The organism is Streptomyces sp. NPDC038213, assembly GCF_055600495.1.
Window position 1 is genome coordinate 104,886 of the sequence record NZ_JBVJYM010000017.1, and the last position, 13,554, is coordinate 118,439.

The 13,554-nt window shown below is 75.3% G+C and carries 10 protein-coding genes; 6 read left to right on the forward strand and 4 right to left on the reverse strand.

Going from position 1 to position 13,554, the window contains the following annotated elements:
• Positions 1 to 203 precede the first annotated feature (203 nt).
• From ACZ7JZ_RS22795 to ACZ7JZ_RS22810, 4 genes are all read left to right on the forward strand, one after another.
• Entirely contained in the window at positions 204 to 1,868 is a 1,665-nt protein-coding gene (locus ACZ7JZ_RS22795; protein ID WP_470942114.1) for a PucR family transcriptional regulator, read from the forward strand.
• A 170-nt stretch (positions 1,869 to 2,038) separates the two neighbouring features.
• Positions 2,039 to 2,797 (forward strand): hypothetical protein, encoded by a 759-nt coding sequence (locus ACZ7JZ_RS22800; protein ID WP_470942210.1) that lies wholly within the window; start codon positions 2,039 to 2,041, stop codon positions 2,795 to 2,797.
• 151 nt (positions 2,798 to 2,948) lie between these two features.
• Positions 2,949 to 4,292 carry a cytochrome P450 gene (locus ACZ7JZ_RS22805; RefSeq protein ID WP_470942116.1) on the forward strand — a complete coding sequence of 448 codons (1,344 nt, stop codon included), beginning with the start codon at positions 2,949 to 2,951 and terminating at the stop codon, positions 4,290 to 4,292.
• A gap of 20 nt (positions 4,293 to 4,312) precedes the next feature.
• The gene (locus ACZ7JZ_RS22810) at positions 4,313 to 5,332 is read left to right on the forward strand and encodes a terpene synthase family protein (RefSeq protein WP_470942119.1); all 1,020 of its coding nucleotides are present in this window, start codon (positions 4,313 to 4,315) and stop codon (positions 5,330 to 5,332) included.
• Between the two features lie 117 nt (positions 5,333 to 5,449).
• On the opposite strand, the gene ACZ7JZ_RS22815 is transcribed toward ACZ7JZ_RS22810, so the two are convergent.
• Positions 5,450 to 6,103, reverse strand: coding sequence for a GntR family transcriptional regulator (locus tag ACZ7JZ_RS22815; protein WP_470942122.1), 654 nt, complete (start codon positions 6,101 to 6,103; stop codon positions 5,450 to 5,452).
• Positions 6,104 to 6,197: 94 nt separating this feature from the next.
• Here ACZ7JZ_RS22815 and ACZ7JZ_RS22820 point away from each other — a divergent pair, with 94 nt between their 5' ends.
• Entirely contained in the window at positions 6,198 to 7,061 is an 864-nt protein-coding gene (locus ACZ7JZ_RS22820) for a (2Fe-2S)-binding protein (RefSeq protein ID WP_470942125.1), read from the forward strand.
• A gap of 207 nt (positions 7,062 to 7,268) precedes the next feature.
• Complete coding sequence (locus ACZ7JZ_RS22825; RefSeq protein WP_470942129.1) at positions 7,269 to 8,342, forward strand: DUF2637 domain-containing protein; 1,074 nt, start codon at positions 7,269 to 7,271, stop codon at positions 8,340 to 8,342.
• Between the two features lie 72 nt (positions 8,343 to 8,414).
• Here ACZ7JZ_RS22825 and ACZ7JZ_RS22830 read toward each other — a convergent pair whose 3' ends face one another.
• From ACZ7JZ_RS22830 to ACZ7JZ_RS22840, 3 genes are all read right to left on the reverse strand, one after another.
• Positions 8,415 to 8,789, reverse strand: a complete 375-nt coding sequence (locus tag ACZ7JZ_RS22830) for an ATP-binding protein (protein WP_470942133.1) — start codon at positions 8,787 to 8,789, stop codon at positions 8,415 to 8,417.
• A gap of 552 nt (positions 8,790 to 9,341) precedes the next feature.
• Positions 9,342 to 11,084, reverse strand: coding sequence for a pyruvate dehydrogenase (locus ACZ7JZ_RS22835; protein ID WP_470942137.1), 1,743 nt, complete (start codon positions 11,082 to 11,084; stop codon positions 9,342 to 9,344).
• A gap of 179 nt (positions 11,085 to 11,263) precedes the next feature.
• Positions 11,264 to 12,157, reverse strand: coding sequence for a protein phosphatase 2C domain-containing protein (locus ACZ7JZ_RS22840; protein ID WP_470942139.1), 894 nt, complete (start codon positions 12,155 to 12,157; stop codon positions 11,264 to 11,266).
• Between the last annotated feature and the right edge of the window lie 1,397 nt (positions 12,158 to 13,554).

Genomic DNA, 13,554 nt, shown 5'->3' on the forward strand with positions numbered 1-13,554 from the left:
ACCGAAGCCCCTCGACTGGTCGTTCACGTGCTGTTAACGCGGTGTGGAGTCAGTACACAAGCCGCGCGTCCCCGGGTGCAGTCACCGAAACCATGAAGGAGTTGGCTGGCTCCCTCCTTCGTCTTGTAGATTCGTATAAAAGGCGAGGCAGAGCTGCCTCTCCCCATCTCAACGGCAACATCGAGACAGATCGGCGGCGACCCATGAGGCTGCGCGCACTGCTGGAAACCGAGGCGCTGGGCCTGCGGCTGCTGGGCGGCGAGGACGAGCTCGACCGCACCGTCCGCGGGGTCATGACCACCGACCTGCGGGATCCCAGCCGGTACCTCTCGGGCGGCGAATTGGTGCTTACCGGGCTCGCCTGGCGAAAGAATTCAGCCGACTCCGAGCCGTTCGTACGAATCCTTGCGAGCGCGGGCGTCGCCGGTCTCGCCGCCGGCGAGGCGGAGCTGGGCGATATCCCGGACGATCTGGTTTCAGCCTGTCGGCGCAACCGGCTGCCGCTGTTCGCGGTGAACGAGAACGTCGCCTTCGCGACGATCACGGAGTACGTGGTCCGGCAGGTGTCCGGCGAGCGCGCCGGGGACCTCGCGGCCGTCGTGGACCGCCACCGCCGGCTGATGACCTCGGGTCCCGCGGGCGGCGGCCCCGACGTGGTCCTCGATCTGCTCACGACCGACCTCGATCTGCGCGCGTGGGTGCTCTCCCCCACGGGCCGGCAGATCGCCGGGGCCGGAGAGCCGCTGCCGCCGGGCGTCTGCGCGACGCTGGCGGGCGAGCACCTCGCGGCGACCCGGACCGGTCGCCGGGGCCCGCACCGGATCTCCATCCAGGGTATTACCTACTCGCTCTTCCCGATCAAGGGAGCGGTCCGGGCCGCCGGGCCCGCGGCACGCGACGTGCGCGAGACCGTCCTGTCCGACTGGCTGCTGGCCGTGGAGGCCGACGCGGGCGACTGGCCCGCCGAGCGCCTGGACCTGCTCCAGGGCGTCACCCAGCTGATCGCCGTGGAGCGCGACCGCCGGGACGCGGCGCGCACGGTCCGCCGCCGGCTCGCCCAGGAGGTCCTGGAGCTGGTCCAGACGGGCGCCCCGCCCGCCGAGATCGCCGCCCGCCTGCGCGTGGCGGCCCCGGTCCTGCTGCCGGGACTGGGCGCGGCCCCGCACTGGCAGGTGGTCGTGGCCCGGGTGGACTGGGACGGCGGGGAGGTCCCGGGCGGCCCGGTGGCCCAGTCCCTGCTGGAGGAGATCCTCGTCGACCCCGCCGCCTCGGGCCCCGAGCCCTCGGACCGGATCGCGGTGGCGCACGCGGGCGACGAGGCCATCGCCCTGGTCCCGCTGCCCGCCCTGGCGGGCGAGGGCGGGCCGGACGCCGCCCTGCACGCGGACGCGCTGCTGGCGTCCGTACGGGAGCCCCTGGCCGCCGGACTGGGGGACGACGGGCGCCTGACCCTGGGCGTGAGCGCCGCGGTGCACTCGGCGGAGGGCCTGCGCGGGGCGCTGGAGGAGGCGCGGCACGCCCGCCGGGTCGCGGCCGCGCGGCCGGGCCGGGTCTGCGCCGCGGGCCACCACGAGCTGGCGTCGCACGTGCTGCTGCTGCCGTTCGTCCCGGACGACGTCCGCAAGGCCTTCACGGCCCGCCTGCTGGACCCGCTGCGGGACTACGACCGGCGCCACCGGGCCGAGCTCATCCCGACCCTGGAGGCCTTCCTCGACTGCGACGGCTCCTGGACGCGCTGCGCGACCCGGCTGCACCTGCACGTCAACACGCTGCGCTACCGCGTCGGCCGGATCGAGCAGTTGACGGCCCGCGACCTCTCCCGGCTGGAGGACAAGCTCGACTTCTTCCTCGCCCTGCGGATGAGCTGATCAACGGCGGGAACGGCTCCCGGCACCGGACTGACTGATGATCACATTGTCGGTGCACGACTTTGTGAAAAGGTTCACCTGACCCCTTGGCCGATCACATCGGCGTGTGCTGGGATTCGCCCCAAGGCTCAACGACGCGCTTTGGGGAGGGCAATGTGGCGGACACCGCCATGTCGGGTGCCGGGGCGGCCGGGGGCGACGACCCCCTCCAGCGGGCGATATGGCGGCTGCGGTCGCGCGGCTGCTGGACGGACGCCGCGGCACTGCTGGAGCCGCACGCGGGAGCACCCTGGGCCGCCCTCCAGCGGGCGGCCCTGCTGATCGAGCGCTGCCTGTACACGGAGGCGGGCTGGACGGAGGCGGAGGAGGCCCTGCGGGCCGCCGAGGCCGCGGCGGGCACCGACGACGAGCGCGGCGAGGCCGCCTGCGAGCGGGGCTACCTGGCCTACGCGGCCACCCTGCTCGGCGTCCGGGACCGCTCCGACGAGGCCCGCTCGGCCCTGGGCCGGGCCGCGGCCCTGATCTCCCCGGCCTCGCCCCGGCGGGCGCTGCTCGACTTCCGCCGCGGCCTGGTCGCCGAGAACATCGCGGGCTCGGCCCAGGCGGCCAGGGCGGCGTACCGGCGCTCACACACCGCCGCGGCGGCCCACGGGGACGCGCTCCTGCTCTCCTTCACCTGGCGGCACCTGGCCGGACTCGCCCTGCGGGACGGGGAGTTGAAGGAGGCACGCAACGGCTTCGCGCAGTCCCTGGCACTGCGCGAGGAGCTCGGCTACCTGATCGGCACCGCGCCGGCGCTCGCCGCGCTCGCGGAGACCGAGGAGGAGCCGGAGGCCGGCCGGCTGCGGGCCGAAGCCCGGCGCCTCGTCCACCTGTTGGGCGGCGTACCCACCTGGCTGGCCGTCAGCCTGTCGCCCAGAACGGCCTGACGGGAGGGGGCCGCGGGCCCCGAACCCGCCGGTCAGGGGAGCGCCTCCGCGATCGCGGGGGCGCTCCGGTGCACCGTGCACCCCGGCCGGGCACCGATGCGCCGCAAGATCAGTGTTTGTGGCTCCGGTCCGGATGGGCACCCTGCCAGGCATGTCAGCGAAGACGCAGTTCACAGCGGGGAGCGCCCCCGGCGCGCTCCCCCTTGTCGGGCACGGGCGGCAACTGCTGCACCGTCCCCTCCAGTTCCTCGCGGAACTGCCCAAGTACGGGGACCTGGTGGAGATACGCCTCGGCCCGCACCCCGCCTACGTCCCCTGCCACCAGGACCTGCTGCACCAGGTCCTGGCGGACGACCGCACCTTCGACAAGGGCGGTCTGCTCTACGAGAAGGCCCGCGACTTCCTGGGCAACGGCCTCGGCAGCTGCCCGCACTCCGACCACCGCACCCAGCGCCGCCTCCTCCAGCCCGCCTTCCGCCCCGAGCGGCTGGAGCAGTACGGCACCGCGGTGGAGAACCGCCTCGACGCCCTCCAGGCGGACTGGTCGGACGGGGCCGTGTTCGACGCCTTCAGCACCTGGTACCGGTTCACGCTGGGCACGGCGGTGCGCGCCCTCTTCTCCACCGACATCGCCGACGCGACGGCCGCCCGCATCGAGCGCTCCCTCGACGTGATGCTCGGCAACATCTTCGCCCGCATGCTGGTGCCGGGCCCGCTGCAGAAGATCCCCACCCGCGGCCGGACCCGGTACGCCGAGGCCCTCGCGGACCTGCACGCCGTGATCGACGAGCTGGTCGCCCAGTACCGCACCTCCGGCGAGGACCACGGGGACGTCCTCTCCATCGTGCTGGCCTCGGGCGGGCGCATGGGCCGCGAGCCCACCCCCACCGAGCTGCACGACCAGATGACCAACCTCCTCACCGCCAGTTCGGAGACCTCGGCCGCCACCCTCACCTGGGCCTGCTGCCTGCTGGCCCAGCACCCCGAGGCCCTGCGCCGGGTCCAGGAGGAGGCCGACGCCGTCCTCGGCGGCCGGCAGCCCCGGTGGTCGGACGTCCCGGCGCTGGAGTACACCCGCAGGGTCCTCCAGGAGACCATGCGGCTCTACCCGGCGGGCTGGCTCCTGACCCGCGTGAGCACGGGAACCGACACCCGGCTCGCGGGCCGCCACATCCCCGCCGGCAGCACCGTGGTCTTCAGCCCGTACGTCGTCCAGCGGCGGGCGGACCTGTACGAGCGGCCGGACGCGTTCGATCCGGACCGCTGGCTCCCCGAGCGGGCGGCGCGCCTGCCGCGGGGCGCCTTCTCGACCTTCGGAGGCGGGGCGCGCAAATGCATCGGCGATACTTTCGCACTCGGCGAGACCTCCATGGCGCTCGCCAGCCTGACCTCCCGGTGGCACCTGGAAGTCGCCCCGGGGGCGGACCTGCGGCCCGCGCGGCTGGCGACCATCCTGCGCCCCCGGCGGCTCGGCATACGGCTGCGTGCGCGGTGAGCACGATACGCCGGGACCCAGTGGACACCCGGAGCCACCTGCACCTGCTGGAGCTGCCGTTCCCCGAGCGGGTCAGCCCCGACGCCGAGCGGGCCCGCCGCCGGCACCTGCGCTGGATGCGCCAGCAGGACCTGCTCTCCGCGCGCGACCTGCGGGCGTACGACGTGCTGCGGCTGGACCAGCTGGCCGCCCGCGCCTACCCGTTCGCCTCGGGCGCCGGGCTGGACCTGATGCTCGACTGGATGGGCTGGTACTTCGTCTTCGACGACCAGTTCGACAGCCCGCTGGGCCGGGACCCGGCCCGGGTGGCCGAGGTGGTCGCGGCCACGGTCGGGGTCATGGAGGGGCAGGTGCGCCCGGCGGGTCCGCGCGATCCGCTCCGGGACGCCTTCCGCGAGCTGTGGGGGCGCTCCGTCGAGGGCATGTCCCCCGACTGGCGGAGCCGGCACCGCGAGAGCTGGACCAGATTCGTCGGCGGGTACGCGGGCGAGGCCGCGGACCGGGATGCGCCCGGTCCGCCCTCGCGGGCCCGCTACCTGGCCGTCCGCCGGGACACGATCGGTACGGACTCCTGCTTCGACCTGGTCGAGCGGCTCACCGGGGCGGAGGTCCCCGCGGCGGTCCGCCAGGCCGCCGCGGTGACGGGGATGGCGGACCTCAGCAGCGAGGTGGTGGCCCTGACCAACGACCTCGCCTCGCTGGGCAAGGAGCTGGCCTCGGGCGAGTTCCACAACATCGTCCCGGTGCTCCAGGCCGAGACGGGCTGCTCGGCCGGGGAGGCGGCCGCCGAGGCGGTGCGGATGGTGGCCGACCGCGTGGCGCGCTTCAAGGAGCACGCCGCCTCGGTCCCGGCCCTGTGCCGGGCCCACCGGCTCTCGGAGCGGGAGGAGCAGGCCCTGTGGAACCTGGTCCGCTGCATGGAGGACTGGATGCGGGCCACCCGCGACTGGTCCCTGCTGACCGGCCGGTACTCCGAGGCCGGGGTCCGCGAGGCCGAGCGGCCGCGCCCCTGGGCGCGGATCTACCGGGCGCTGTGGTGAGGGGGTGCGGCGCGTGGGGCGTCCGCCCCGGTTAGGGCCGGGACAGCCCGTACGGGAGGGGGCCGCCGTGCGGGGCGGGCCCGCCGTGCGGGAGGGTGCGGGGGGCCGGGCCCCCCGTCAGCGCGGGGCGCCGGTGAAGTGCTCCCGTACGAGCGACTCCACGACGGGGAGGTCCTGGGCCATCAGGGCCTCCAGCAGGGCCGAGTGCTCCGCCGCGTCGGCCACCAGGTCGGCGCGGCGGATCCGCGGGGCGCCGGGTACGGGCCACTGGGACCGCCGGTGCAGGTCGTCGGCGACCAGCAGCAGCTGCTCGTTGCCCGCCAGGGCCAGTACGGCCCGGTGGAAGGCCCGGTCCGCGTCCGCGTAGCCGGGCAGGTCGCCCGCGGCGGCGGCCGCGGCGGTCGCCGCGGCGGCGGGCCGCAGCTGCGCCCAGCCGGACCGGGGGACCGTGCGGGCCAGCCCCAGCATCACCGGGACCTCCAGCAGGGCCCGTACCTCCGCCAGCTCGGCCAGCTCGCGCGCCGTGCGCTCCACGACCCGGAAGCCCCGGTTGGGGAGGCATTCGACGGCGCCTTCGAGGGCCAGCTGCTGCATCGCCTCGCGCACGGGTGTCGCCGAGACCCCGAAGCGCTCCCCCAGGGCCGGTCCGGAGTAGATCTCGCCCGGTACGAGCTCCCCGTCCACGAGGGCCGAGCGCAGGGCACCGAGGATCTGGCCGCGGACGGAGTGGCGCACCACCTTCTGGACCGGAACGGATGCTTCGCTGTGCACTCTCCGAGGATACGGGGCAGCGTGGACAGGGTATGCCTGAGATCAGGTAAGGTAAGGCTAACCTGTTAACGATCTGCGATTCGGTGGTCCCTCCATGACCGTCCCGGTTTTGCTCCCCGTTCCCTCCGCCCCGGCCGGCTCTCCGGTGGCGGACGCGTACGCACGCATGGCCGAGGTGTTCTCGGGACTGCGGATCCAGGAGCTCTCCGCCTCCGACCGGGCCCCTCGCCGTGCGGGCTGGGTCGGCGCGGCGGAGCTGGCGTCCGGCGGCGGTGCGCTGGACGCCTTCCTCGCCTGGGACAACGCCCAGGTGCTGCGCGACTACGCCCACCAGGCGCGGCCGGACGTGATCGCGAGCTTCGGGCTCCACCGGTACGCCTGGCCGGCCTGCCTGCTGTTCACGGTGCCCTGGTTCCTGGAGCGCCGGGTGCCGCGGCTGCCGGTGGAGTCGGTGGCCTTCCACCGGACGCTGGGCCGGATGGCCGTACGGGTGGACTCGTTCGCGTGCCTGCCGGGCGATCCGGCGGCGGCGCTCCCCGGGGCCCGGGTCGTGGCCGACGAGGAGGCGCTGCGGGCGGAGGTGCGGGCTGCGGTGGCCGAGCACCTCTCCCCCGTGCTGGAAGGTTTCGGCCCGCGGATGCGGCGCGGCCGGCGGGCCCTGTGGGGCATGGTCACGGACGAGGTGGCGGAGAGCCTCTGGTACATCGGCCACCTGCTCGGCGAGGAGCCGCGCGCCATGGCCGAGCTGGATCAGCTGCTGCCCGGGACCACGGCCCCTTACACGGGCGGGGCGGGCTTCCGGATGCTGACCGGGCCGGAGGGCGAGCAGCTGCCGACCCGCAACCGGGCCAGCTGCTGCTTCTTCTACACGATCCGCCCGGAGGACACCTGCATCACCTGCCCCCGCACCTGCGACGCCGACCGGGTCGCACGCCTGTCCGCGGCCGCGGCGGGCTAGCCCGCACGGGGGTCACGCGGGTCCGTTCGGATGACGGGATTCGAACTCGATTCCGTTGATTCGAGGGTGAGTTCGACTCGAATCACCCTATCCGGAGGGCCGCACCCCCCGAAGGCGTCCACTTGCCCCGAAACCCGCATGCGGGACGGACCGGGTCGGCCACTATGGCGCCCGGAAAGCCGCCGTACGCGAGTCAAGGGACACCGGATGAGACTGACCGACATATCGCTGGACTGGCTGCTTCCGGGCGCCGTGCTCATCCTGGGCGTGCTTGCGGCGGTGGCGGTCATGGCCCGGGGCCGGCGCGACGGCGACAAGGCGGTGGCCGAGGACAGCTGGGAGCGCAGCGAGGAGCGCCGCCGCCGCAAGGAGGCCGTGTACGGCACCGCCTCGTACGTCCTGCTCTTCTGCTGCGCGGCGGTCGCCGCCGCCCTCTCCTTCCACGGGCTCGTCGGCTTCGGCCGGCAGAACCTCAACCTCTCCGGGGGCTGGGAGTACCTCGTCCCCTTCGGGCTCGACGGCGCCGCCATGTTCTGTTCGGTGCTCGCCGTCCGCGAGGCCAGCCACGGGGACGCGGCCCTGGGGTCCCGGCTGCTGGTCTGGCTGTTCGCCGGCGCGGCCGCCTGGTTCAACTGGGTGCACGCACCCCGCGGGCTCGGCCACGACGGCGCCCCGCAGTTCTTCGCCGGCATGAGCCTCTCGGCGGCCGTGCTCTTCGACCGGGCGCTCAAGCAGACCCGCCGGGCCGCCCTGCGCGAACAGGGGCTGGTGCCGCGGCCGTTGCCGCAGATCCGCGTGGTCCGCTGGCTGCGCGCCCCCCGCGAGACCTTCGGCGCCTGGTCGCTGATGCTCCTGGAGGGCGTGCGCACCCTGGACGAGGCCGTCGAGGAGGTCCGCGAGGACAAGCGGGAGAAGGAGCAGGACCGGCTGCGGCGCCGCGAGCAGCAGCGCCGGGAGCGCGCCCACATGCGGGCGCTGGGACGCCAGAACCGGGCCTTCGGACGGCAGCGCGGGCGCCAGCTCGACCTGCCCGGACTGACCTCGGGAGCGGGCTCCGCGCCGGTCGGCGCGGAGCCCGCCATAACCGAGCCGGGACAGCTGCCGGTACGCCCCAGGCCCTCCCTCCAGGCCGTGAACAGCGGTCCTCATAGCGGTGGTTCGCGCAGCGGCGAGCCCGAGACGAGGACCGTGGACCTCACGGCCGAGGACGACACCCAGACCATCCCCCGGCTCGACACCCTGGAGCGCAAACTGAAGGACCTGGAGCAGCAGTTCGGATGACTGCGCCCGCCCGGCCGGGGTGCGGCCGGGAGACGGGCGGACGGACGGGGGGCCGGCCGGGGCGCGGAGCGCTCAGGCCGGCCCCCCGTCCAGTTCGAACCAGACGGACTTGCCGCACCGGTGCGCGCTGACCCCCCAGTCGTCGGAGAGCGACTCCACCAGGAAGAGGCCCCTGCCGTGCGTACCGTCGTCGGCGGCCGGTACGCACGGTCGGGGCTGCCTGGCGGCGAAGTCCCTGACCTCCACCCGGAGTCGGGAGGCGGCGAGGCTGGCGGTGATCTCGGCCCCCTGGTCGGTGTGGACCAGGGCGTTGGTGACCAGTTCGGTCGTGAGCAGCTCCGCCACCTCGGCGGAGTCGGGCCGCCCCCAGTGCCGCAGGAGCTCCCGCAGGGCCCGGCGGACCTCGCCCACGGCCCGCAGGTCGGCCCTCCGCAGGGACCTGCTCATCCCGGCGGCCGGAGCCTCCCGGCCGCCGTGGCCCGGCGGCCCCTTGCGGGCCTTCGGGCGGTGCGTCCCGTACGGCTCCTGCGGCCCGTACCGCTCGGCCGCACCCGGCGGGGCGGCGGGCTCCGCGGGCGCCGCGGCACCGGCGGGCCGCGGCGGCGCCGGGGCCGCAGGGGCTCCGGGCGGCTCCCCGGAGCCGGCGGACTCCCCGGGGCCCGGGGGCCCCGGTGGGCCCTGGCGGCCCGGCGGCGGCTGCCGCCCTGAGGGACCCCGCTGCCCCGGGGGTCCCGGGGAGCCCGCCGCTCCCGCCCCCCGGGCGGCCTCGGCCGCCCGCGCTCCCGTTCCCTGGTCCTCGGACGGCTCGCGCAGCGCCGGCCGTCCCCTCGGCTGATTCCCGGTTTTCGCCCCCACCCGCACGGCGACTCCATCCCCTTCCTCGAACAGGTCTACGGGATGCATGCCCCGCCGGGACGGCGGCACTCCTGCCCGGAACGGCTCGGGCAGGTCCCGGGTTCCCGTTGCCGCAAGGGGGTTTACGGGCGAGCTGCGCCGGGATTATGGCCGGGGCACATTCCGCAGGTTCGAGCGGGCGAGCTGCAGCATCCTTCCGACACCCCCGTCGAGCACGATCTTGCTGGCCGACAGGGCGAAGCCCGTGACCATCTCCGCCCTGATCTTCGGCGGGATGGAAAGGGCGTTGGGGTCGGTCACCACATCCACGAGAGCTGGGCCTTTGTGCCGGAAGGCGTCCTTCAGCGCACCCGCGAGCTGCTTCGGCTTCTCGACCCTGACCCCGTAGGCGCCGGCCGCCCGCGCGATCGCCGCGAAGTCCGGATTCCGATTCGTGGTTCCGTACGAAGGCAATCCGGCGACGAGCATTTCGAGTTCGACCATACCGAGCGAGGAGTTGTTGAAGAGCACCACTTTGACGGGCAGGTCGTACTGCACCAGGGTGAGGAAATCTCCCATCAGCATGGAGAATCCGCCGTCGCCCGACATCGACACCACTTGACGCCCGCGATCCGTGAACTGTGCGCCGATCGCCTGCGGAAGGGCATTGGCCATGGAACCGTGGCTGAAGGAACCGATGATGCGGCGTTTACCGTTGGGTGAAATGTAGCGCGCGGCCCAGACATTGCACATGCCCGTGTCCACGGTGAAAACGGCGTCCTCGTCGGCGAGTTCGTCGAGCACCGAGGCCACGTACTCGGGGTGGATCGGGGTGTGCTTCTCCACCTTGCGCGTATAGGCCTTCACCACCCCCTCCAGCGCGTCCGCGTGCTTCTTCAGCATCCGGTCGAGGAAGCGGCGGTCCGTCTTGGCCCGGACCCGCGGGGTCAGCGCGCGCAGGGTCTCCCGTACGTCGCCCCAGACCGCGAGGTCGAGCTTCGACCGGCGGCCGAGGTGCTCGGGCCGGACGTCGACCTGCACGATCTTGACGTCGTCCGGAAGGAAGGCGCGGTACGGGAAGTCGGTGCCGAGCAGGATCAGCAGGTCGCACTCGTGAGTGGCCTCGTACGCGGCCCCGTAGCCGAGCAGACCGCTCATCCCCACGTCGAAGGGGTTGTCGTACTGGATCCACTCCTTGCCCCGCAGGGCGTGGCCCACCGGCGCCTTGACCCGGGCGGCGAACTCCATCACCTCCGCGTGCGCCCCGGCCGTGCCGCTGCCGCAGAACAGCGTGACCCGCTCCGCCCCGTCGACCAGCCGGGCCAGCTCCTCGATCTCGGCGTCCCCGGGGCGCACCGAGGGCCGCGCCGTCACGAGGGCCGTGTCCACCGGCCCGTCGGGGGCGGGCTGGGCCGCGATATCGCCCGGCAGGGCGACCACGCTGACCCCGCTCCGGCCGATGGCGTGCTGGACGGCGGTCTGGAGCAGCCGGGGCATCTGGCGGGGGCTGGAGATCAGCTCGCTGTAGTGGCTGCACTCGCGGAACAGCTGGTCGGGGTGGGTCTCCTGGAAGTACCCGAGCCCGATCTCGCTCGACGGGATGTGGGAGGCGAGGGCCAGCACCGGGGCCATGGAGCGGTGGGCGTCGTACAGCCCGTTGATCAGGTGCAGGTTGCCCGGCCCGCAGGATCCCGCGCAGGCCGCGAGCCGACCGGTGACCTGCGCCTCCGCGCCCGCGGCGAAGGCCGCCGCCTCCTCGTGCCGCACCTGGATCCACTCGATGCCGCCGGTGCGGCGGATCGCGTCCACGACGGGGTTCAGGCTGTCCCCGACCACCCCGTAGAGCCTGCGCACGCCCGCGCGCACGAGGATGTCGACGAACTGCTCCGCCACGTTCTGCCTGCCCATGCGGGGCCCCTTCCGGTACGGGTCCCCGCGCCGGAGTCCGCCGGGACCGCGTCTCCCATCCACGCACGGGCCGCGCGGATGCGCCTGTCGGGAGGCGCGGGGGCGGGACCCGGGTACGGCGTACGGGTACGGGTCCCGCACGGGGGTCCCGCACCGGGGTCCGGCGTTCGGCGTCCGGCTCAGGTCTCCCAGACGGCGGCGGCCGTCCGGTCGTCCGCATACCCCTTGATCCGCAGGGTGGTGTCCGCGAGGAAGGCGGCGAGTCCGGGCGGCGGCTCCCCCGCGGCCCCCCAGCGGGCGGCCAGCGCCGCCGGGAGGGCCGGCTCCTCGCGCATCGGCCCGGCCAGTCCCCCGGTACACAGCAGCAGCGTGTCCCCGCTGCGGGCCACGGAGGCGCGGAAGCGGAAGCCGCTGGGGGGCTCGGCGGGGCCCTCCAGGTCCTGCCAGCTGCCGTCCCGCAGGCGGAACAGCCCGCCCTCGCCGGTGCCGAAGGCGATGCGGGTACGGCATTGCGGGTCCACCGGCAGCAGCAGGCAGCGCAGCCCGGCGGGCGGCGGGGCGTCGGTGGCGCGCAGCCGCCCGTACCCGCGGTCGGCCAGCCGCTGGAGCCCGGAGCGCAGGTCGTCGCGGCGCCCCGCCCGGATGTCCGCCCCCAGCCGCTCCTGGCTGCGGCCCACGGCCCCGGCGATCCACCGGCACAGCTCGGCGTCGGCCTCGCCCGCGCCCTCGGCGGCCCGGTGGCCGCCCGCGGCGGCGATCAGGACGAGGGCGTCGTCACCGGTACCGAAGCGGGCGGTGAGCAGGAAGTCCCGGCGCGGCTCGCCGCGGAAGCGGGCCGAGTCCCCGCGCACGGAGACCGTCCGCAGCGTGTACGCGCCGTGCCGGGCCCCGTCGAGCACGGTGTCGGGGACCAGCGCCTCCAGGTCGGCGGCGTCGGCGTACGGCAGGGGTCCGGGCTCGCCCTCGTAGGTGGGCGGCCGCGGCCCGAGGTACCCGACGTCGTACCGGTCCTCCCGCTCGGGCGGCACCGGCACCTCGGGCGGCCCGGCGGGCGGCGGCGGGGCCACGGTCACGTCCCCGAGCGCGTAGGCGGTCCCGCCTTCCCCGGGCCCGGCCTGCGCCGGAATCCGGATCCGCGCCCCGGCGACACCCGGCGGCGGCCCCGCGGGCGGCGGCGGGACGGAGGACGCGGCGGCTCCCCCGCCCGCGGAGCCCGTGACCGCCCCGGAGGGCGCAGGGGGCACGGCCGGGGGCGGCGGGGCCACAGGCGGGGCTGCGGGAGGAGCCACGGGCGGGGCCACGGGGTCCGCTCCGGCCCCGTCGGCCCCCTTCCGGACCCGCGCGTCCCCGAAGGCGGCCCCCAGATCGGGCAGGGTGGGCGGCCCCACGGCCCCGTACGCCCCGCCACTCCCGACGGGCGACACGGGCGGCCCCGGCGGGGGCGGCGGGGGCGGGGCGAGGGGGCGCTCCGGGCGCGCCGGGGAGTCAGGGGCGGAGGCGGAAGCAGGGCTCGGAGCGGGGGCAGGACTCGGGGCCGGGGCAGAGCCCGGAGCGGACGCGAAGTCCGGGGCCGACGCAGAGTCCGGAGCGGACACAGAGCCCGGAACGGGCGCGACATCCGGGGCCGACGCAGAGTCCGGGGCCGCGGACGGGGCGGGTGGTGTCGGCTGCCGCGGTTCCTCGCGCGGGGACGGCTGGGTGGGGACCGTCGGCGCGAGGTGCTCGGTGCGGGGCGTCGGGCGGGTGAGCGGGGCCGTGAGGCGGACCGCCGACTCGAAGCGGGCGTCCAGGGTGTCCGCGGCTTCGCGGGCGGGGCCGCCACCGTCCGCAGCACCGCTCGCACCACCGGGACCTGCGTCGTCCTCCGCGGCGGTTCCGCCGGCCGTTCCCCGGCCGGGGAACGCGGACGCGGGCGCTCGCGGGGCTTCCGCAGGACCCGGGCACCCGGGGGCGGGGGCCTGGGGCCCGGTCGCACCCCGCCCCGATCCACCTGAGCCGGTGTCCGCCGGGGCAACCGCTTCGTAACCGGTCCGCGAAAGGTCGGTCCCCTCCTCGCGGCCGGGTTGCTGCGGCGCGCTTGCCTTCGGGCCGGTGCTGCCCGGGCCGGTCCCGGACGGGCCACCCGTCCGCGGGTCGTCCCCGCGGGGGTCGGGCGCTGCGGAGCGGCCCGCTCCGACACCTCCCCCGGCTCCGCCGGACGCCCCTGCACCGCCGGAGTCGCCGAGGTCCCCGAAGTCCTCGAGGTAGGCCTCAAGGTAGGCGGGGTCCTCGCGGTCGGCCCCGCCGCGGTCGGGACCGCCGGGACCGGGGCGCCCCCGGCCCTCCGGGCCGCCGGGCCCCGAGGGGGGCGGGGGGTCGGGGAGGGGCCGGGGGGCACCCGGGGGTGGTTCCGGGGGCTGGTCCTCGTAGAGGCGCTGCCACCAGTCGTCCGCGTCCGCCTGCTGACTCATGCCCTTATTGTCGGCCGCAG

Coding starts and splice junctions, on each gene's coding strand:
- ACZ7JZ_RS22795 (WP_470942114.1), top strand. CDS start 204: ATGAGGCTGCGCGCACTGCTGGAAACCGAGGCGCTGGGCCTGCGGCTG.
- ACZ7JZ_RS22800 (WP_470942210.1), top strand. CDS start 2,039: ATGTCGGGTGCCGGGGCGGCCGGGGGCGACGACCCCCTCCAGCGGGCG.
- ACZ7JZ_RS22805 (WP_470942116.1), top strand. CDS start 2,949: ATGTCAGCGAAGACGCAGTTCACAGCGGGGAGCGCCCCCGGCGCGCTC.
- ACZ7JZ_RS22820 (WP_470942125.1), top strand. CDS start 6,198: ATGACCGTCCCGGTTTTGCTCCCCGTTCCCTCCGCCCCGGCCGGCTCT.
- ACZ7JZ_RS22825 (WP_470942129.1), top strand. CDS start 7,269: ATGAGACTGACCGACATATCGCTGGACTGGCTGCTTCCGGGCGCCGTG.
- ACZ7JZ_RS22830 (WP_470942133.1), bottom strand. CDS start 8,789: ATGAGCAGGTCCCTGCGGAGGGCCGACCTGCGGGCCGTGGGCGAGGTC.
- ACZ7JZ_RS22835 (WP_470942137.1), bottom strand. CDS start 11,084: ATGGGCAGGCAGAACGTGGCGGAGCAGTTCGTCGACATCCTCGTGCGC.